We start from the raw sequence: 20,753 nt of genomic DNA on the forward strand, positions 1-20,753 counted from the left end.
TTTGAAGTTAGGTACTAAAGAGCGGCAATCGTTAACTTTTGCTCTTCAAGCTTGACGAGTGTTTCCTTGTAGCCTTCAAGCTTCTCTCGTTCTTTGGCAACAACGGCTTCTGGTGCTTTCGCAACAAACCCTTCATTGCCCAACTTTCCTTCGAGACGCTTAATTTCGCCCTGAGTTTTTTGGATTTCACCATCTAGGCGCGTGAGCTCAGCGTCTTTATCAATGAGTCCAGCCATCGGAATCAAGAGTTCAGATTTTGCGACCAGTGCGGTTGCACAAGCAGGTATTTCTTCGTTTGGCGTCAGTACTCGCACTGATTCCAGCTTGGCGAGAGAGACCAATACTTGTTTGTTAGCATCAATACGAGTGGCATCTTGCTCGTTAGCAGCTTTAAGCATCACTTCAAGTGGCTTTCCAGGATTGATGTCGTATTCAGCACGTAGATTTCGAATGCTAGTAATGAAGGATTTCACCCATTCGATATCATCCAGAGCGTTTTGATCAAAATTCGCCTCGTTGTATTGTGGCAGTGCCTGAAGCATGATGGTCTCACCTTCAATACCCTTGATGAGAGGTTTCACGCTTTGCCAAATGGTTTCTGTGATGTAAGGAATCACTGGGTGCGCAAGTCGAAGTGTTTTCTCAAGAACTGTGATGAGCGTGCGACGAGTACCTCGTTGCTGGGCTTCATTACCTTTCCACAGTACAGGTTTGGTTAATTCTAAGTACCAGTCACAGAATTGATTCCAAATGAACTCGTAAATGGTGTTCGCGGCCATATCAAGACGGAAATTATCGATGTGCCCGTTGAATTCTTTAGCGGCGAGTTCAAATTGTGACTCGATCCATTTGTCCGCGAGTGAGAACTCAATACTGTTGTCACCAAAACCACAGTCTTGATCCTCAGTATTCATCAGTACATAGCGACTAGCATTCCAAAGCTTGTTACAGAAATTGCGGTAACCTTCAAGACGTTTCATATCCCAGTTGATATCACGTCCTGTTGATGCCATTGCAGCTAAGGTGAAACGCAACGCATCAGTACCGTATGGTTCAATACCATTTTCAAACGTTTTACGTGTATTTTTTTCAATCTTAGCGGCCAGCTTTGGCTGCATCATGTTTCCGGTACGTTTTTGAACAAGGGCTTCAAGATCAATGCCATCGATCATATCAATAGGATCAAGCACATTACCTTTCGACTTAGACATCTTGTCCCCATTTTCATCACGGATCAGGCCAGTAACATAGACCGTTTTGAATGGTACTTGGGGTTTACCATTGTCATCTTTACAAAAGTGCATCGTCATCATGATCATTCTGGCGACCCAGAAGAAAATAATGTCAAAGCCAGTGACAAGGACATCAGATGGGTGGAATGTCTTTAAGTCATCGGTATTTTCAGGCCAACCCTGAGTTCCGAAAGTCCACAGTGCAGAAGAGAACCAAGTGTCTAATACATCGTCATCTTGGCGCAGAACAATCACTGGAGCGAGGTTGTTTTTCTCTCGAACTTCTTCTTCTGTGCGACCGACATACACGTTGCCTTCATTGTCATACCATGCAGGGATGCGATGTCCCCACCAAAGTTGGCGTGAGATACACCAATCTTGGATATCACGCATCCAAGAAAAGTACATATTTTCGTATTGTTTAGGAACAAATTGAATTTCACCATCCTCAACGGCTTTGGTTGCAGTCTCAGCCAGTGGGGCTGTGCGTACGTACCATTGGTCGGTGAGCATAGGTTCGATCACCACACCGCCACGATCGCCGTAAGGAACGGTTAAATCATGATCTTTTACTTCATCAAGTAGGCCAAGTTCGTCGAATTCTGCCACGATCGCTTTACGAGCCGCAAAACGCTCCATTCCACGATACTTAGCAGGTAGTTCATCCGAGTAAGCATTGCTAGGTTCACCATTTGTGGTGAAGATTTCTGCGCTATCTCGAATATCGCCATTAAAGGTCAGAATATTGATCATCGGTAGATCGTGACGCTTACCAACCTCATAGTCATTGAAATCATGAGCAGGAGTGATCTTAACGCAACCAGTTCCTTTTTCCATATCAGCGTGTTCATCGCTTACAATTGGAATGCGTCGGTTAATGATTGGCAGTAGGATTTCTTTGCCGATCAGATCTTTATAACGTGCATCTTCAGGGTTTACAGCCACACCAGTATCACCAAGCATGGTTTCTGGTCGAGTGGTTGCTACGATAATGTAGTCTAAGCCTTGTGCCGTTTTTACTCCATCTGCTAACGGGTAACGGAAATGCCACATATGACCTTTTTTGTCTTTATTTTCGACTTCGAGGTCGGAGATGGCAGTATGTAATTTAGGATCCCAGTTGACCAACCGCTTGCCGCGATAAATAAGATCGTCTTCGTATAAGCGAACAAAGACCTCTTGCACGGCATTCGATAGTCCATCATCCATAGTGAAACGTTCACGATCCCAGTCAACAGATGCCCCTAAACGGCGCAACTGCTTTGTGATGGTACCACCAGACTCAGCTTTCCATTCCCATATTTTGTCGATAAAGGCGTCACGGCCGTAGTCGTGTTTTGTTTTTTCTTCCTCTGCCGCTATCTTGCGTTCAACAACCATCTGGGTCGCAATACCTGCATGGTCAGTGCCGACTTGCCACAAAGTATTTTTACCTTTCATCCTTTCGACACGGATAAGCGTATCCATGATGGTATCTTGGAAGGCATGGCCCATATGTAGGCTACCTGTGACGTTCGGAGGCGGTATCATAATGCTATAAGCTTGCTTTGATGTGTCACCGTGTGGCTTAAAGTAGCCTTTTTCTTCCCAAGCTTGATATAGCGCTTGTTCAATCGAAGTAGGGTTGTATGTTTTTTCCATAGTACTCATTTGATGGATACGTTGTGGTTAATTTTTGCCGATCAATATAAATAAGCGCTCTGCTAAAGCTTATTTATATTGATTGACTATACGGGGTGATCTATCTCTATCGTTTGAAGCTGATAGCCCATTTGACGATAGAGTTTATATCTTTCTCGGGCAATTTGTTTTGCTTTTTTATCAAGCGGGACGAAGTCTACCACCTCTGTAAACCGGTTCGCAAAGGTTGTGTTTACTTTCGCCATGTTTATTACTATTTGACGATTCCAAGATGGCTTCACACCTTGATGACCAATCTCTATTTTTGTGCCGTATTTTGGGCCTTCCCCGACTAAGTTATGAGCAATAAACTCTTTTTCATCGGCTTGCCAAAACAGCTCCGCTAGTTGTTCAGCTTCTTTTATATCATGGCAATTTAGGTACACCCTTGCTTGCTGTTTCGCAAAGTGACCTGCTAAGTAGACAACATAATTCAGGAATCCTAAATAGGATGCTTGTTTTGATGTTTCTTGCACAATATAAAATGTAGCTCTAGACATGGCGATTTATCTTTTGATCTAATTAAGAGAAAAGGGCCATTTGGCCCTTTTCTCTTGAAGATTACTCCTCGGTTTCTTGGCCACTTCGATTCAAGAGGAATTGGACTAACATTGGGACCGGGCGTCCAGTCGAGCCCTTAGCCGCTCCTGATTTCCAAGCGGTTCCCGCAATGTCGAGATGTGCCCAGTGATATTTCTTCGCAAATCGAGACAAGAAACAACCCGCTGTGATCGTTCCACCCGGACGACCGCCAATATTGGCCATGTCTGCGAATGGACTTTTCAACTGTTCATGGTATTCGTCTGCCATTGGCATGCGCCATGCTCTATCACTCGCTTGCTCCGATGCATTAACTAGTTCATGAGACAGTGGATTGTGGTTGGACACAACAGCGCTAATATGATGACCAAGAGCAATGACACAAGCTCCGGTTAAAGTTGCAACATCCACCACGCATTCTGGCTCAAATTGTTCTACGTAAGTTAACGCATCACACAACACCAAGCGTCCTTCTGCATCGGTATTTAATACTTCAACCGTTTGTCCAGACATTGTTGTCAGTATATCACCTGGTCGATATGCATTACTACCTGGCATATTTTCACAGCCAGCCAGCACACCAACGACGTTGATCGGTAGATTGAGTTTGGCGAGTGCTTTCATTGCACCAAAGACAGAGGCTGCACCGCACATGTCGTATTTCATTTCATCCATACCTTCGCCTGGTTTTAATGAAATACCTCCTGAGTCGAATGTTAGCCCTTTACCGACCAGTACAATAGGTTTAGCCTCAGGATCAGGGCTGCCTTTGTATTCCATAACAGACATCATGGACTCATTTTTTGAACCGCGGCCAACAGCAAGGTAAGAAGTCATTCCAAGCTTCTCCATTTCTTGCTCACCGATAATTTTTGTCGTGATGGTTTCATAATCATCAGCGAGTCGGCGAGCTTGCGAAGCTAGGTAGGCAGGATTAGCAACATTGGGTGGCATGTTACCCAAGTCTTTGGACGCTTTGACACCAGAGGCGACGGCTAAGCCATGAGATATTGCTCGTTCACCTAAATTGAGCTCTCTTCGCGTTGGGACGTTAAAGACGAGTTTACGCAGAGGACGGCGAGTCTCAGGCTTGGTGCTTTTGAATTGATCAAAGGTGTAAAGGCCATCTTTGGTTGCTTCGACAGCCTGACGGACTTTCCAATATGTATCGCGACCTTTGACATGAAGCTCTGTTAGGAAACACACTGCTTCCATAGAACCAGTCTCATTGAGCGTATTGATGGTTTTTTGAATGATTTCTTTGTATTGACGCTCGCCAAGTTCACGTTCTTTACCACAACCAACCAGCAAGACACGCTCTGATAAAACCCCTGGCACTTGATGAAGCAAAAGCATTTGTCCCGGCTTTCCTTCTAAGTCACCACGTCTTAGTAATGAACTAATATAGCCATCACTGATTTTATCGAGTTGCTCAGCAACCGGGGAGAGGCGCCGTGGTTCAAAGACTCCGACCACAATACATGCACTGCGTTGCTTTTCGGGACTACCACTTTTTACACTGAACTCCATGCATACTCCTACATCCTAAAGACAAATAGAACTAAATGTTAGATAATGTACACTTACTGGTTGATTCCTTAGTCGGAACTGCTCTTTAATAGGTGTATTAACAGATAGCAAAAAATTTAAAAATAAAAGGTTTAACGGGAAACTATAGTGATTCAATCAAAAAAACAAGTTTTGTATAGGTAATTTCAGCGTGATTATTGTTAGATATTTGATCCGCGAGACACTCAAAAGTCAATTTGCGATATTTTTTATCCTCTTTTTGGTGTTCTTGAGCCAGAAATTGATACGTGTACTTGCAGATGCAACAGATGGGGACATCCCAGCAAGTTTGGTTGCAAACTATGTCGCTTTAAGTATGCCGTCAATGGGACTCATAATGCTGCCACTGAGCTTATTTTTGGGAATATTGCTTACTTTCGGTCGCTTGTATGCAGAAAGCGAAATTACGGTCATGAATGCCACTGGTATCGGCAATAAATTTTTAATTAAGGCTGCATTGTATCTCGCGATTATTACTGGTCTACTGGCAGCAGCCAATGCCTTTTTCTTCGCTCCATATTCGCAAAATCAACTGGTTCATCTTCAGGAGGAAGCAGCCGCAGAAAATAATGTAGAGCTTTTACAGAAAGGACACTTTCAGCCATCTCCTGATGGTTCTTCGGTTGTTTTTATTGACGATATAGACAAAAAGAAATTGCAGAATGTTTTCGTGGCTCAGTTACGCCCACGAGACTCTATTTTACCAAGTGTTTCATTTTCTCAGTACGGTGAAGTTAAGGAGTTGAGTGATGGAAGACAAGTAATTCGAATGTATGATGGTACGCGTTACGAGGGAATACCCACTCGATTGGATTACATGGTGACAAATTTCGACCAATATGAGGGGCTTATTGGTCAAAGAGAAATAAAAAGTAAAGGTCGAGGTCTGGATGCAATACCGACCCTCAACTTATTCGGTGATCACCGCCCAGCTGCTCAAGCTGAGCTTCAGTGGAGGATTTCGCTGGTGCTATGTATCCCACTACTGACTATGTTAGTGGTACCTTTGTCTGCTGTGAACCCACGCCAAGGGCGCTTTGCAAAAATGGGACCTGCTATTCTTATTTTTCTTGCGTATTTTTTGGCAATTAGTGCGATGAAGTCGGCCATTGAATCAGGGTCTGTATCCGCTGTCATTGGCATGTGGCCAATAAATGGTTTGCTATTAATCACTGCGATAGCGATTAATTTTAGTGACAGCATTTACGTTCGTCGTTTCAAAGATAATTTGAGAAAGCGCAAAAAGGCTAGTTAACTCGTGTTTAAAATTCTTGATTTATATATTGGTAAAACACTCATTGCCACAACATCATTGGTGCTGGCTACATTTGTTGGTTTGTCAGCCATCATTAAATACGTTGAACAGGTTAGAAAAGTTGGAGAAGGTACTTATGACCTGATACAAGCGCTATTTTTTGTAATTCTCAGCATTCCCAGAGATATAGAGATGTTCTTTCCAATGGCAGCTTTGCTTGGAGCTTTGATTGGTTTAGGCATGCTTGCCTCGAGTTCAGAGTTGGTGGTTATGCAAGCTGCTGGGTTTTCAAAACTCAATATTGGTATGTCAGTGCTAAAAACAGCCGTACCTTTGATGGTTTTGGTGACTTTGTTGGGGCAGTGGGGTGCCCCACAGGCGCAAAAAATGGCGCGTGATCTGCGTACCTTCGCAACCTCTGGTGGTGCTTTGATGTCCGTTAGAACCGGGGTTTGGGCTCGAGATGCTAATGATTTTATCTTCATTAATAAAGTCGATGACGACAAAATCTATGGTTTGAACATGTGGCGTTTTAATGATCAAAAGCAGTTGAGTCAGACGCTTTTTGCCAAAGAAGTTGATTACGTTTCTGAAAACATTTGGGTAATGAAAGATGCCGAAGTGACGGATATGGAAGGGGAAGTCAAGTTAGAAAAGCACTTTCTGAAGGAGTATGAATGGAAAACATCTCTAGCTCCAGACAAGCTTGCTGTTGTGACCGTTAAACCTGAAGAGCTCTCTTTGGGAGGGCTGTACGAGTATGTTTCTTACCTTAAATCGTCAGAGCAAGACCCCTCACGTTATGAGTTGGCCTTTTGGCGAAAAGTAACTCAACCATTGTCGATCGGTGTGATGATGTTGATGGCTCTATCATTCATCTTTGGCCCTCTGCGAAGTGTTACTATGAGTGCTCGCATTTTATCTGGCGTCATTGCTGGCTTCACTTTTTATATATCCAGTGAGTTCTTTGGTCCCCTGAGTCTTGTGTATAATATCCCTCCTATCTTCGGAGCTATTATGCCAAGCTGTGTTTTTTTACTGATTGCCATTTTTTTATTGCAGCGGAAACTTTAATTGCAGAGTGTAATGAAAAGGCGACCTACAGGTCGCCTTTTTTAAACGAGCTGTTTAAGGCGATAAAGTGCATCCAGCGCCTGACGCGGAGTCAATTCATCTGGTTCGATGGCGGATAGGGCTTGCTCTGCTTCACTGAGTTCAGGAATCAGGCTGAGTTGTTGTTCGGTGTCTATCCCGATTGAAGTCTCTGGGTTACTACTGTCGTTTCGTGACATATTTTCCAGTTGAACAAGTTTACGTCGAGCATTTTTAATGACGTTTTTTGGTACTCCGGCGAGTCCTGCGACGGCCAAGCCATAGGACTGATTTGCTGCTCCTTCTTGTACTGCATGCATAAACGCAATACTGTCGCCATGTTCAATCGCATCCAGGTGTATATTGCTTAGTCCCGGAACTAAGTTTGGCAACTCCGTGAGTTCAAAATAGTGCGTTGCGAAGAGAGTCATGGAACCTATCTCTTTTGCCAACCATTCTGCACTGGCCCAAGCGAGAGATAAGCCATCAAAAGTGCTGGTACCTCTGCCAATTTCGTCCATTAATACCAGACTGTGTTTTGTGGCATTATGTAAAATATTGGCGGTCTCTGTCATCTCGACCATGAAGGTGGATCGCCCAGAAGCAAGATCATCCGAAGCACCAATGCGAGTAAATATACGGTCAATCGAACCAATTGTTGCACTCTGTGCCGGGACAAACGAACCAATGTGCGCCATCAGTGCAATTAAAGCCGTTTGTCTCATATAAGTTGATTTACCTCCCATGTTTGGGCCAGTGATAATCAACATTTTCCTTTCACAATTGAGAGTGATGGGGTTGGCGATAAAAGGTTCATCGAGTACCTGTTCAACAACTGGGTGACGCCCGGCTTCAATGTCGATTCCGGTATCCGTAGCCAATTCAGGTCGACAGTAATCTAGTGTATCAGCTCGTTCTGCCAAGTTTTGTAGAACATCGAGTTGTGATATTGCTGAAGCCAAGTTTTGCATTTTCTCTAAATGTGGAAGAAGCAAGTCAAAGAGCTCTTCCCACAGCTGCTTCTCCAGAGCAAGCGCTTTCGATCTTGAATTCAGAACCTTATCTTCGTGTTCCTTCAGCTCTGAAATAATGTAACGCTCTGCATTTTTCAATGTTTGGCGGCGAACATAGTGAGGGGGTACAAGGTGGCTTTGTCCGCGACTAACTTGAATGAAGAACCCGTGTACGTTGTTATAGCCGACTTTAAGGGAATCAATACCGTGTCGTTCACGTTCATCTTGCTCAAGTTTGTCAAGGTACTCGGTGGCACCATCAGCGAGTTTGCGCCACTCGTCCAGTTCTGTATTGTAGCCCTCTTGGATTACACCACCATCGCGTATCACAACAGGAGGGTTTTCCTTTATGGCATTTTCAAGTAGTGAGCACACGTTATCGATTGGCTGAGCATATTCGGCCAACTTTTTCAGATAGCTATTTGTCATTGACTCCATGCTTTCTGAGAGGTCAGGTAATTGTTGCAAAGCAAAACGTAGCCTCGCAAGATCACGGGGTCTTGCACTTCTAAGCGCTAGCCTTGCTAGGATCCGCTCTATATCTCCGATTTGCTTTAAAATCGGCCCAATTTCTCCAAATGAACTTAACTCTTTGAGCTCGGAGATCGCATCTAGGCGTTGATCAAGTACTCTGATATCTCGCATTGGTTGATGAAGCCATCGCTTGAGCATCCGGCTTCCCATAGGCGTTGCCGTTTTATCCAACACTTCAGCGAGCGTATTTTCGTTGCCGCCAGCTAGATTTTGGGTGATTTCGAGGTTCCGTCTTGTGGCTGCATCCAATATAACTGAATGATCTTGGCGGTCATAGGTTAGTGAGCGAATATGAGGCAGCGCAGTACGTTGGGTATCTTTAACATATTGAATCAAACAACCAGCAGCACATAATCCAAGTTTTGCCTGTTCAACACCAAAGCCAATAAGATCTTTGGTTCCGAATTGTTGATTGAGTTGCTGTTTTGCTGTTTCTAGTTCAAATTCCCACACAGGCCTACGGCGATTACCATTGCGTCCTGCCATAAGATGAGCTGCATCGAAGTCTTCTGGGAATAACAATTCTCTTGGTGCCGTTCTTTGTAATTCAGCACTCATGGCTTCTTCAGTCTTGGGCTCCATTAATTGAAATCGGCCCGAGGTCATATCTAAAGTCGCATAGCCGAATTGACCCTGATGGCTGTAAATGGCTGCAATTAGGTTATCAACTCGTTCTGTGAGAAGCGCTTCATCTGTAATGGTTCCTGGAGTGACTATCCGCACAACTTGGCGTTCAACTGGCCCTTTGCTGGTGGCAGGATCGCCGATTTGTTCACATATAGCGACGGATTCGCCCAACTGAACGAGTTTGGCGAGGTAACCTTCAACTGCATGAAAAGGTACCCCTGCCATTGGAATTGGTTCTCCTGCAGATGAGCCGCGCTTTGTCAGCGATATTTCTAGAAGTTGTGAAGCACGTTTTGCGTCATCATAGAAGAGTTCATAAAAATCTCCCATTCTGTAAAAAAGCAAAATATCTGGGTTCTCCGCTTTGAGCTTGAGGTATTGTTGCATCATGGGAGTGTGCTTCTGTGTAACAGAACTGGTTGTCACGGAATTATCCTTGCTTAGATCTTCTCCAGCGGTCGTCAGGCCACCTCGAGAGTAAAATATGGTACAGATGATATTAATCAGAGCGAGAGAAAGCAATGCAGTCTTATACCCAAGAACTATAAATATCGCCAGATGAGTATATTTGTTTCATTCTGTTATCGAGGTGGAATATCTGACAAAAGGTCAATCAAATTAGGATAGAAACGCTCAATAGAGCTTTATATCGAGTCCAAGAAAAGCGAGAATTGCAATACGCGTTGCCAGCCACTCTATAGCGCGAACCATTCATTATGGAACGATAAGGAGTAATTGCATGGATTCCCAATTTTTGCTTAGCCAAAAGCTAGGCGAAGCATTATTTGAAAAAGGTTGGGTACTCTCCACAGCCGAATCTTGCACGGGAGGTGGAGTTGCGACTTCTATTACTGATGTTGCAGGGAGCTCGGCATGGTTTGACCGAGCTTATATTACCTATAGTAATCAAGCCAAAGTCGATATGTTAGGGGTACGCGAAGAGACACTTGAATCTTTTGGTGCGGTCAGTGAGCCGATAGTCACAGAAATGGTGCTTGGTGCATTGGAGCGCTCGAATGCTTCTATTGCTGTCTCGATTAGTGGTATTGCGGGTCCTGGAGGAGGGACGGCCGAAAAACCCGTTGGAACTGTGTGTTTTGGTTTTGCCTCTTCCAACGGCTGGTTGTGTGCTGAAACCTATTTTTTTCAAGGTGATCGTAAGCAAATTCGAGAGCAAGCGGTAAATCATGCGTTACGCTCACTACTTTCTTTTTTAACTCGTGGATCGCACGAGTAATGATTAAGTTTTATTTTTTTTGCGTCCAGCTATGGACACTGTATGAATCAACAGTATAATGATTAACATAGTCATGAACATGCTCTGTGGAGAGACCAATGGACGATAATAAACAAAAGGCACTAGCCGCTGCACTCGGTCAAATTGAAAAGCAATTCGGTAAAGGCTCAATCATGCGCCTAGGTGATAATCGCGCGATGGATGTTGAAACGATTTCAACAGGTTCGTTATCACTTGATATTGCTTTAGGTGCTGGTGGTTTGCCTATGGGACGTATCGTAGAAGTTTACGGTCCAGAAAGTTCAGGAAAAACCACATTAACGCTTGAGCTCATTGCAGCTGCTCAGCGAGAAGGAAAAACCTGTGCCTTTATTGATGCAGAGCATGCTCTGGATCCAGTTTATGCGAAGAAGCTTGGTGTCGATATTGATGCTCTGTTGGTTTCACAACCTGACACCGGGGAGCAAGCCCTTGAAATATGTGATGCGTTAGCACGTTCAGGTGCGATTGATGTCATGGTTGTTGACTCTGTAGCTGCACTTACTCCTAAAGCTGAAATTGAAGGTGAGATGGGTGATAGTCACATGGGCTTGCAGGCGCGCATGCTCTCTCAAGCTATGCGTAAACTCACGGGTAACCTTAAGCAATCAAACTGTATGTGTATCTTCATTAACCAGATTCGTATGAAGATAGGCGTAATGTTTGGTAACCCTGAAACCACAACAGGTGGTAATGCACTTAAATTCTACGCTTCCGTCCGTCTTGATATTCGCCGCACTGGCTCAATTAAAGATGGCGACGAGGTGGTGGGCAATGAAACTCGCATTAAGGTGGTTAAGAACAAGATAGCTGCACCATTTAAGCAAGCAGAAACTCAAATTCTATATGGTCAGGGCTTTAATCGCGAAGGCGAACTTATCGACTTAGGTGTTAAACACAAACTGATTGAAAAAGCAGGCGCGTGGTACAGCTACAATGGCGATAAAATTGGCCAAGGTAAAGCGAATGCAGGTAAATTTCTTCGTGAAAACCCTGAAGCATCTCAAGCAATTGACAGCAAATTACGTCAAATGCTGCTATCTCCGGTCGAGCTTCAAGAAGATGATGCGACATTGGGTCAGGTGCCAGAGCAGGAAGAATTGTAAAATTCTGATTATCACTATTACTCAATGCCTCGCTTTTGCGAGGCATTATTTTTTCTGAAATGGGGAAGTTATGTTTCACTCGAACCGTGATAAAAAGATGTCATGCCAAGATGCTGCGATGCATTTGTTAAGCCGTCGTGATCATGGGCAGTTCGAGTTATGGCAAAAGTTGTTAGCTAAAGGCTATGATGAAGAAGATATTCAAACCACTCTTATGTTTTGCCTAGAAAGTAATTATCTTGATGATCTCCGTTATGCTAAAAGTCAAATTCGCCAGCACGTGTATAAAGGTCATGGGGAGCGACGTATTCGCCAAGAATTGCAACTCAAAAAAGTTGCGGAAGCTGTCGTTGATCAGGCAATGGAAGAAGAGCCTCAAGACTGGTTTGAGTTAGCCAGACAGGTGGCAGAGAAAAAATACAAAGGTGTGAAGGCGAGCGATCGCAATGAATACGCTAAGCAAGTGCGATTTTTACAGTACCGAGGCTATACCTTTGAACAAATTAATTATGCGTTAGATTTTTAAGCAATTATGTAGCTATAGTGCTGACTCTTGTCCAAGTCATTTCCTTTCTAAGCCATCTCCCCCTTTATTGTAAGAGAGATGAACCTTACCGCTTCATGCTCTCCTAGCTTGTTATGACAGTTCACCTTCCAACCATCTGAGCATCTTCATCAACTGAAGCGACTTTTTCCTACTTACAGAAAATACAATTAAATTTAATGATTCTTTTGTCACTACTGTTGTCTACGCAAAATCACGTTACGTAGTTTATCAATTGCGAGAGCTAGTGTTTCCCGATGCACGCCTATGTTTACTCGAACAAAACCTGGAGCTCCGAAGTCTTCGCCCGGTGATATAGTTAATCCAGCTTGTTCGAACCAATGAGCTGGATTATTTAATTGTAAACCTCGTACATCGAGCCAAACCAAAAAGCTAGCTTGAGGAGGAATAAATGTAATTTCCCTGATATCTTTTAATCCCTCTACCAATAAAGCAAGGTTCTGCTTCAAATAAGCTTGTTGCTGTTCAAGCCAGTGTTCGCCATGTTTGTAGGCTGAAAACATCGCATGATAGCCGAATCCACCAACATGTGGTGCAATGGTCGCTAGGTGCTGTACAAACTGCTGACGCATCTTTAAATTAGGAATAATGGCAACCCCAGCATTTATGCCCGCAAGGTTATATGCTTTGGCTGGTGACATTAAAGTCAAGGTTCGCTGTGCGGCTGCTGAATCGATGGCTGCAAATGGTAAATGCTTGGTATGATGATTAAAAAGAGTATCACAATGCACTTCGTCCGAGCAGACGATAAGCTTATGCTGATTAACTATCTCAGCCAAACGCTTCAATTGTTCATGAGGTAGTACAGCTCCAGTCGGGTTATGGGGGTGGCATAGTACTATCATCTTTGCCTGCTTCGCTTTAGACTCCAGAAGATCCAGATCCCATAGCCAACGATCCGCCTGCTGATACATTGGAATTTCTATCAACTGTCGACCTGAGTATATTACCGACTTAGTAATTTTACCAAAACACGGAGTGCTGGTAATTACCCCACTATTTTGAGGCAGTAGTGCTTGAAACGCCACGTTAATAGCATTCATTACACTGGGGATAAATACTAACCATTCGGTTTGGATTGCCCAGTTATATCTGATGGCACAGCGCTCCTTTATTAAGAATTTGAGTTCCTCTGGTGGTTTGACGTAGCTGAACATTCCTCCTCTTACTACCCGATCCAGAGCCTTAGCCACTTCTTTTGGGGGGACAAAGTCCGTATCTGCAACCCAGAGTGGTGTACGTCCATGATTTTCGACTCCCTCCCAGCGCATGCTGTCGCTTCCAATCTGATTTTTCTTAACCTCGAAACTCGTCATTCGCTATGTCGCCTCCAATACTTGAATACTTTGTTCATAAAATTCCTCACTTGAGTTGAATCACTTCCTTGAATAATTTCGGCCGTAGGCACTTCATATTTCTGATAGATTGAGTGTTTGAGTAAAGATTGATTGTTCGTTTCAAACAGTTGTTGATGCCTTAATACCTATCTATCCTGAAATACGATAATAATTCCAACTAGAATGGAGGCCTGAAAATACAAACCAGCCTAAGATGAAATAAGTTTTCACCAAATACATATTTGGCCAAATGTCATATTCTTATACCGCCAGTTTGATTCTATCGCTGCGGTGAGTAATCTTTAATTTATTAATTACATTCTAATATTAAGGTGGTTTTTTAATCTAATGATTAAATGTGGATTTTAAATTGTAAATAAAATAACAAGTATCAAGAAAAATTCAATATGTATAAATTATCTTTTATATTAATAAAAACTATACGGTCAACGAAAGCCAAAATATAAAAATCACTTTTATCAATATTGTTAGATTCTTGGTTGGGTTTTTATTGTTGTTTTGCCCATTGAAGTTTATTTTATATAACCTTCAATTAATTCGAATGGCTGATAGTTCTATTTGAGGTATAAATGGAAGTTTTTGATATCGTAATCATTAGTTTTGGTGCGAGTGGTGTTAGTTTATTAAATGAAATGCAGAATGAGGGTTTTACGAAACGTTACTTAAAACCAAACATCGCTATATTCAATAATCAAAAAAGTTTTGCTAAAGGCAAAGCCTTTGGGGGCGCATCGCCAATACATATAGTAAACACATCACTAGAGTTAATGACGCCGTCAGTTGCAGAGCCCAACGAGTTTTGGCATTGGTTGCGTGAGCAAAATGCACCAAAACATTTAACTTGGAACGCGTTACTTAGAGAAAGCCATTTATCTCCTCTAAAAGCTTTTATGAAACTGCTTTTGAAAGAACATCGCTCACTTCAAAATGAAAGTAAATTCAAGACGGTGATCCGTTTGTTACCCACAGGAAAACAAGCAGAATACTCTAGATATTTGGAGAGCCGTGCTGCTAATACCGACTTATCTTGGCAAGATATATTAGTCTCCACAAGGTATCGGTTTCATGAGTTTTGCAAGGTAATGCGGATACAAGAAAAATATCAGTTTGTCTCCCGTTTTGGCTCTCTATGTTCAGAAAAATGGGCTTATCAGTGGGTGAAGCGAGCGGAAGCATGGGCAACTGAGCATAAGGTGGTAGTTTAGTAATGGCAACTCTACTCCCTTTTATCTATTTGCTTGTTGGAATTCTGATTGGCAAAAGGCAGTTAAACGTCAAAACGTTTTCATCTCTCGTACTCACTAAGATAGTGATACCTTTAATTATCATCTGGAACATCTCTCTTCATTTAGAGGAAATGGTATGGGTTATCACATTGACGATGGTGTCTATGCTAGCGATATTTGCTTGCCGACATTGGATGGGAAAAGATGCGATTCGAAGTTTATGCTTTTGCTATCTGAATATAGGTTGGTTGGGTTTACCAATTGCACACGCATTACTGGGAGATGAGGCAGCTAGATTCGTGTTAGCTGCGTATATTGGAAGCTCCATTGTGGGTAACTCAATTGGTGCGAACTATTTAAAAAAAGAAGCATTCTCGGTTTTAAAGATTCTGAGTTCGCCACCGGTGATTGCTTTACTTATCGGTTGTTTGTTGATTCCAGTTGGGGATGATATCGAAGTATTTGGATACCATGTATATGTCGTGTCCAAATTCCTGATGAGCTTTTTAGGTATGATGATACTTGGTATCTGGCTTTATGAAACAAGTTTTAAGAAAAGTGATGTGTTGGCTTACACCAAGTCTTATGTATTTAGAATTGTGATATTGAGTACGGTGGTTCTTGTCGTTTTTTGTATCAGCTACACATCAAATTCAGAGGTTGTGTATCAACAACTGCCGTGGCTGTTTTTAATCTGCCTGCTTCCACCTGCTGCTAACATTATTGTGCTGGAAACCTCCTATCTGGGCACAGGAACCAGTGCAGCAAGAATTTCGGTAGAAACCATGGCAAGTATCGTGGTGATTGTGGCTTACGGCATAGTGGTGCATTCGTTGAACTTATAAAGAGACATCAGGGACAAAACGATTTGCGGTGTTTGTTAAGAATATCAATTTGTTGAAAGCTAAACAATGTTTCGATAATGATGCTACTAAAAGGCATCATTATAACTAAAAGTTTTATCGGTGACTTTTATTACCTCCTAGATAAAGAACAAACATTGCTTTTATGCAAGAAAACTAGTCGTAAAGCTTACCATGATCTACAATAGCGCAAAATTCCAACTCGATATTTTTCAGGAAAAGCTGCATGTATATGAGCACCGATGAGGTTCGTAACGCGTTCCTCCAGTTCTTTGAGAGCAAAGGGCACCAAATCGTAGAAAGTTCGTCGTTAGTTCCCCACAACGATCCGACCCTGCTATTTACGAACGCAGGTATGAACCAATTTAAAGATTGTTTCTTAGGTTTAGAAAAGCGCGCGTACACCCGAGCTACCTCATCACAGCGATGTTTACGTGCTGGCGGCAAACACAATGATCTTGAAAATGTGGGATTCACTGCTCGCCATCATACGTTTTTTGAAATGTTGGGCAATTTCAGTTTTGGTGATTATTTTAAGCAAGATGCGATCGCTTTTGCTTGGGAGTTTTTGACTGAAATACTCAAGTTGCCCAAAGATCGCCTTTTGGTGACAGTATATGAGACAGATGACGAAGCGTTTAATATCTGGAATCAGCAAATCGGCGTACCTGCTGACCGCATTGTTCGTATTGGCGATAAAAAAGGCGGTAAACCTTATGAGTCAGATAACTTCTGGCAAATGGGAGACACGGGTCCCTGCGGACCGTGTACCGAAATCTTCTATGACCATGGTGAGCATATTTGGGGCGGACGCCCAGGAACACCAGAAGAAGATGGTGATCGCTTTATAGAAATATGGAACAACGTTTTCATGCAGTTCAATCGCCATGCTGATGGAACGATGGAGCCTTTACCCAAGCCTTCAGTTGATACTGGCATGGGGATTGAACGTATTTCTGCGATTATGCAGGGTGTGCACTCGAATTATGAAATAGATGTATTTCAAACTCTGATTAAAGCTGCGGCAGAAGTTATTAGCGTCGAAGACTTGTCTAACCAGTCTTTGCGAGTCATTGCTGATCACATTCGTTCTTGTTCATTTTTGATCGTAGATGGTGTGATGCCATCAAATGAAGGACGTGGCTATGTTCTGCGTCGAATCATTCGTCGAGCTGTACGTCATGGCAATAAGCTTGGTGCCAAAGGGACATTCTTCTTCAAATTAGTCGGAGTATTGGCTGATGTCATGGGCAGTGCAGGTGAAGAGCTAAAACGTCAGCAAGCCTTGGTTGAAAAGGTATTGCGGATTGAAGAAGAGAATTTTGGTCGCACTCTTGAACGAGGCATGGCAATTTTAAATGATGCGCTTGATGCTTCAGCAGACAAAACTTTGGATGGTGAAACGGTCTTCAAACTCTACGACACTTATGGTTTTCCAGCGGACTTAACCAATGATGTTGCACGCGAGCGCGGCTTTATCATTGATGAAGCAGGATTTGAACAAGCCATGGAAGTACAGCGTCAAAGAGCGCGTGATGCGGGGCAGTTTGGTACCGATTATAATGAGGCAATTAAAGTCGACTCTGCAACAGAGTTCTGTGGTTATACCAGTACTTCTGCACTGGGTACGGTCGATGCTATGTTTGTTGAAAGCCGTCAAGTAGAATCACTGTCTGCAGGTGATAAAGCCGTTCTCGTACTCGATGAAACGCCTTTTTACGCAGAGTCGGGTGGTCAATGTGGGGACTCGGGGCAAATTTGTACTGATTCAGGTATTTTTGTCGTTGAAGATACACAAAAATTAGGCAATGCCATTGCACATTATGGCTGGATGAAAGAAGGCGTGTTGGCATCAAAAGATAAGGTTGAGGCTTTGGTTGATAAAGGCCGCCGTAATGCCATTTCTTTGAATCATTCTGCAACGCATTTGCTTCATGCTGCCCTTCGTAAGGTTCTCGGTGAACATGTAACTCAAAAGGGGTCACTGGTCAAAGCTGACAACCTTCGCTTTGACTTCTCACACTTGGAAGCAATGACAGCTGATGAAATTAAACAAGTGGAGCGTCTCGTCAACGATCATGTTCGTCTTAACCATGACGTCGAGACCGATATCATGGATATTGAATCTGCCAAGAGTAAAGGCGCGATGGCTTTATTTGGCGAAAAGTACGATGACCAGGTTCGTGTGTTGTCTATGGGGGATTTTTCCACCGAACTGTGTGGTGGTATTCATGTTTCCAGTACCGGTGATATTGGGCTTTTCAAAATTACATCAGAGAGTGGTATCGCTGCAGGCATTCGCCGTATTGAGGCGGTAACAGGTGATGCGGCATTGGATGTGATTGAAGCGCAGCATCAGCAATACGAAGAAAAATTGGCAGAGTCTGCCCAAAAGACCAAAGCACTAGAGAAAGAGATTCAGAAGCTGAAAGATAAAATGGCAGCGGCTGAAAGTGCCAACATCATGGGGCAAGTAAAAGAAGTTAATGGTGTTAAGGTCTTAGTTGCAAAGCTAGAAGGTGCAGACAGTAAGAATTTACGCACTATGGTTGATGATATTAAAAATCAATTAGGTAGCGGTGTTGTACTATTGGCTAATGTTAACCAAGATAAAATTGGCTTAATTGCAGGCGTGACCAAAGATCTTGTCGGGGATGTTAAAGCGGGTGAGTTGGTTAAAATGGTCGCTGAACAAATCGGTGGCAAAGGAGGAGGGCGCCCTGATATGGCCCAGGCTGGTGGCACAGATGTCACTGCTTTACCAACAGCAATCGATTCGGTTCAGCCTTGGTTAGAAGAGCGTTTATAATGTAACGACAAAGCCCATGTTATGACATGGGCTTTGTCGTTTGTGAACTAAGTCATTAATTGACGGTATTTTTATCTTTCTGTTAGGTAATTTGTTTTTTGTTGTTATAAGCACAGTTAAACTGTTAATTGATAATTATTATTTTTAATAAGACTTTGGTCTTGGGAAGGTGAAGACTGGTGAAAAAGCCCCTTATCGTGCAAAAGTTTGGTGGGACATCTGTGGGCTCGGTAGAGAATATACAGAAAGTGGCTAAACACATCATCGAGGCCAAAGATGATGGTAATCAAGTGTTGGTTGTCGTTTCTGCTATGGCAGGTGAAACAAATCGATTAGTCGATTTGGCGCAACAAATTGATAGTGTTCCTAATGCTCGTGAACTTGATGTTTTGTTGTCTGCTGGTGAGCAAATTTCTATGGCACTTTTAGCGATGACGCTTAACAAATTAGGCTATGCAGCACGCTCACTGACAGGTGGACAAGCAAAGATTGTGACGGATGAAAAGCACAATAACGCAACGATTGAAGACATTGATACTCAAGGGATCCGCACTCTTCTGGATCAGGAACAGATTGTTATTGTTGCAGGCTTTCAGGGGGTTAATCGTAACGGGGATATCACAACTCTGGGAAGGGGAGGTTCAGATACAACAGCGGTAACGTTAGCTGGGTATTTAGGTGCGAGAGAGTGTCAAATCTTTACTGATGTTGATGGTATATATACTTGTGACCCCAAAATTGTTCACCAGGCTAAAAAACTATCTACGATTGATTTTTTATCAATGGAAGAGATGGCAAAAAGGGGAGCTAAAGTGTTGCACTTGCCTTCCGTCAAGTACGCACAGAAGCACAATGTCCCTTTACGAGTTCTTTCTACTTTCAAAAATAGTTCCAAAGGTAGTTTTGTTACTGGACAGCAGGCTCCTGATGGTATTTGTGGCATTGCGTTACAAGATGAGATGCAATTAATTGAAATTGATAGCACCTTGATAGCAAGCTTGTTAGCCCAATGCCATATGTTGGGCATTGCTATTTGGAATACCATAGAGAGTAAAAATACTACCCAGTTTGTCGTTAAGTATGCTGATTATATCAAGTTAAAACTGACCTTGAGTGAAAAAGAGCACACGGCAAGCTTAGTAAATTTGATTACAGTTGTAGGCTCGATGAAAGAGGTATCAGAGGATAAGATTCGCGCGATATTATCAGAAAATGGAGTGAAAATTATTTTCTATACATTAAATATCCGCTCTTTTACTGTCGCAATAAGGCCGGAAGAGGTCGACAAAGTGGCAAACATCCTGCATGATATTTACATAGACTCTGCTGTGGTGATTGAAAGATGAGCCAATAAGCCTTTTAAAGGCAAGGTTTGTTCAACAACGAAGTTTACGAAAATATGATTTTTGGTAGATAATTGCCGGATAGCGAAAAAAATCAGAGATTACTCAAGGAGTACATAATGCTAATTTTAACTCGCCGTGTTGGCGAAACTTTAATGATAGGTGATGAAGTAACGGTAACGGTTCTTGGTGTTAAAGGTAACCAAGTCCGTATTGGCGTGAATGCTCCTAAAGAAGTATCAGTGCATCGTGAAGAAATTTACATGCGCATTCAAGCAGAAAAAGGCAATGGTAATACTCCGTCAGGTAATTACTAGTTGTAAATAGAGGCTAACAAAATATGTTGGCCTTTTTTTTTGCGTTCTGATCAACATCCCCAAAGTTACCCGAGCTCCTATTTACTGAAAAGTATGGGTCTGACTGCCCTGTACCTGAAACCTTTTGCTAACCTGAAGCGCGAATTTACCTCTCTTTGATTAAATAGCCAACGGTTGAACGTGTTTTTGTCAATTTTGCTCAGAAAGTCATTGACATATTTTTGGTAAATCGTAATATGTGCCTCCGCAAGACGGTGAGGTGGCCGAGTGGCTGAAGGCGCTCCCCTGCTAAGGGAGTATACGGTTTGTAGCCGTATCGAGGGTTCGAATCCCTCCCTCACCGCCATT

General features: G+C 42.8%; 15 protein-coding genes and 1 tRNA gene. 11 read left to right on the plus strand and 5 right to left on the minus strand.

The window, feature by feature from the left end:
- Nucleotides 1-14: 14 nt before the first annotated feature.
- The 3 genes from RH40_RS16740 to pepA form a co-directional block, all read right to left on the minus strand.
- The gene (locus tag RH40_RS16740; protein ID WP_009602850.1) at nt 15-2,873 is read right to left on the minus strand and encodes a valine--tRNA ligase; all 2,859 of its coding nucleotides are present in this window, start codon (nt 2,871-2,873) and stop codon (nt 15-17) included.
- 86 nt (nt 2,874-2,959) lie between these two features.
- A complete protein-coding gene (locus RH40_RS16745; RefSeq protein WP_009602851.1) occupies nt 2,960-3,412 on the minus strand; it encodes a DNA polymerase III subunit chi in 453 nt (150 codons plus the stop codon).
- Between the two features lie 61 nt (nt 3,413-3,473).
- Nucleotides 3,474-4,982 carry a leucyl aminopeptidase gene (pepA, locus tag RH40_RS16750; RefSeq protein ID WP_009602852.1) on the minus strand — a complete coding sequence of 503 codons (1,509 nt, stop codon included), beginning with the start codon at nt 4,980-4,982 and terminating at the stop codon, nt 3,474-3,476.
- Between the two features lie 190 nt (nt 4,983-5,172).
- On the opposite strand from pepA, the gene lptF reads away from it, so the two are divergent.
- Nucleotides 5,173-6,276, plus strand: coding sequence for an LPS export ABC transporter permease LptF (lptF, locus tag RH40_RS16755; RefSeq protein WP_009602853.1), 1,104 nt, complete (start codon nt 5,173-5,175; stop codon nt 6,274-6,276).
- 3 nt (nt 6,277-6,279) lie between these two features.
- Nucleotides 6,280-7,350 carry an LPS export ABC transporter permease LptG gene (gene lptG / locus RH40_RS16760; protein WP_009602854.1) on the plus strand — a complete coding sequence of 357 codons (1,071 nt, stop codon included), beginning with the start codon at nt 6,280-6,282 and terminating at the stop codon, nt 7,348-7,350.
- 41 nt (nt 7,351-7,391) lie between these two features.
- Here the strand turns inward: lptG and mutS are convergent, their stop codons facing one another.
- Nucleotides 7,392-9,932, minus strand: a complete 2,541-nt coding sequence (gene mutS, locus RH40_RS16765) for a DNA mismatch repair protein MutS (RefSeq protein WP_039954886.1) — start codon at nt 9,930-9,932, stop codon at nt 7,392-7,394.
- Nucleotides 9,933-10,281: 349 nt separating this feature from the next.
- Here mutS and pncC point away from each other — a divergent pair, with 349 nt between their 5' ends.
- From pncC to recX, 3 genes are all read left to right on the plus strand, one after another.
- Nucleotides 10,282-10,779 (plus strand): nicotinamide-nucleotide amidase, encoded by a 498-nt coding sequence (pncC, locus tag RH40_RS16770; RefSeq protein ID WP_009602856.1) that lies wholly within the window; start codon nt 10,282-10,284, stop codon nt 10,777-10,779.
- A 98-nt stretch (nt 10,780-10,877) separates the two neighbouring features.
- Nucleotides 10,878-11,924 carry a recombinase RecA gene (recA, locus tag RH40_RS16775; RefSeq protein ID WP_009602857.1) on the plus strand — a complete coding sequence of 349 codons (1,047 nt, stop codon included), beginning with the start codon at nt 10,878-10,880 and terminating at the stop codon, nt 11,922-11,924.
- Nucleotides 11,925-11,994: 70 nt separating this feature from the next.
- Entirely contained in the window at nt 11,995-12,450 is a 456-nt protein-coding gene (gene recX, locus RH40_RS16780; RefSeq protein ID WP_009602858.1) for a recombination regulator RecX, read from the plus strand.
- A 212-nt stretch (nt 12,451-12,662) separates the two neighbouring features.
- Here the strand turns inward: recX and RH40_RS16785 are convergent, their stop codons facing one another.
- Nucleotides 12,663-13,805 (minus strand): MalY/PatB family protein, encoded by a 1,143-nt coding sequence (locus RH40_RS16785; RefSeq protein WP_009602859.1) that lies wholly within the window; start codon nt 13,803-13,805, stop codon nt 12,663-12,665.
- A 611-nt stretch (nt 13,806-14,416) separates the two neighbouring features.
- Here RH40_RS16785 and RH40_RS20125 point away from each other — a divergent pair.
- From RH40_RS20125 to RH40_RS16815, 6 genes are all read left to right on the plus strand, one after another.
- Nucleotides 14,417-15,052 (plus strand): FAD/NAD(P)-binding protein, encoded by a 636-nt coding sequence (locus tag RH40_RS20125; RefSeq protein ID WP_009602861.1) that lies wholly within the window; start codon nt 14,417-14,419, stop codon nt 15,050-15,052.
- Nucleotides 15,053-15,054: 2 nt separating this feature from the next.
- Nucleotides 15,055-15,918 carry an AEC family transporter gene (locus RH40_RS16795; RefSeq protein WP_009602862.1) on the plus strand — a complete coding sequence of 288 codons (864 nt, stop codon included), beginning with the start codon at nt 15,055-15,057 and terminating at the stop codon, nt 15,916-15,918.
- 244 nt (nt 15,919-16,162) lie between these two features.
- Nucleotides 16,163-18,745, plus strand: coding sequence for an alanine--tRNA ligase (gene alaS / locus RH40_RS16800; RefSeq protein ID WP_009602863.1), 2,583 nt, complete (start codon nt 16,163-16,165; stop codon nt 18,743-18,745).
- A gap of 179 nt (nt 18,746-18,924) precedes the next feature.
- On the plus strand, nt 18,925-20,091 hold the full coding sequence (locus RH40_RS16805) for an aspartate kinase (RefSeq protein WP_009602865.1): 1,167 nt from the start codon (nt 18,925-18,927) through the stop codon (nt 20,089-20,091).
- A gap of 116 nt (nt 20,092-20,207) precedes the next feature.
- A complete protein-coding gene (csrA, locus tag RH40_RS16810; protein ID WP_009602867.1) occupies nt 20,208-20,405 on the plus strand; it encodes a carbon storage regulator CsrA in 198 nt (65 codons plus the stop codon).
- Between the two features lie 253 nt (nt 20,406-20,658).
- Nucleotides 20,659-20,751 (plus strand) — tRNA-Ser (locus RH40_RS16815).
- The last annotated feature ends 2 nt before the right edge of the window (nt 20,752-20,753 follow it).

The organism is Vibrio caribbeanicus ATCC BAA-2122, from assembly GCF_000165125.1.
Taxonomy (GTDB): Bacteria; Pseudomonadota; Gammaproteobacteria; order Enterobacterales; family Vibrionaceae; genus Vibrio; species Vibrio caribbeanicus.

Excerpts from the sequence above, each read along its gene's own strand:
- RH40_RS16740 (WP_009602850.1), bottom strand. The coding sequence starts at position 2,873 with ATGGAAAAAACATACAACCCTACTTCGATTGAACAAGCGCTATATCAA.
- recA (WP_009602857.1), top strand. The coding sequence starts at position 10,878 with ATGGACGATAATAAACAAAAGGCACTAGCCGCTGCACTCGGTCAAATT.
- alaS (WP_009602863.1), top strand. The coding sequence starts at position 16,163 with ATGTATATGAGCACCGATGAGGTTCGTAACGCGTTCCTCCAGTTCTTT.
- recX (WP_009602858.1), top strand. The coding sequence starts at position 11,995 with ATGTTTCACTCGAACCGTGATAAAAAGATGTCATGCCAAGATGCTGCG.
- RH40_RS16745 (WP_009602851.1), bottom strand. The coding sequence starts at position 3,412 with ATGTCTAGAGCTACATTTTATATTGTGCAAGAAACATCAAAACAAGCA.
- csrA (WP_009602867.1), top strand. The coding sequence starts at position 20,208 with ATGCTAATTTTAACTCGCCGTGTTGGCGAAACTTTAATGATAGGTGAT.
- mutS (WP_039954886.1), bottom strand. The coding sequence starts at position 9,932 with ATGATGCAACAATACCTCAAGCTCAAAGCGGAGAACCCAGATATTTTG.
- RH40_RS16785 (WP_009602859.1), bottom strand. The coding sequence starts at position 13,805 with ATGACGAGTTTCGAGGTTAAGAAAAATCAGATTGGAAGCGACAGCATG.
- RH40_RS16795 (WP_009602862.1), top strand. The coding sequence starts at position 15,055 with ATGGCAACTCTACTCCCTTTTATCTATTTGCTTGTTGGAATTCTGATT.
- pepA (WP_009602852.1), bottom strand. The coding sequence starts at position 4,982 with ATGGAGTTCAGTGTAAAAAGTGGTAGTCCCGAAAAGCAACGCAGTGCA.
- pncC (WP_009602856.1), top strand. The coding sequence starts at position 10,282 with ATGGATTCCCAATTTTTGCTTAGCCAAAAGCTAGGCGAAGCATTATTT.
- RH40_RS20125 (WP_009602861.1), top strand. The coding sequence starts at position 14,417 with ATGGAAGTTTTTGATATCGTAATCATTAGTTTTGGTGCGAGTGGTGTT.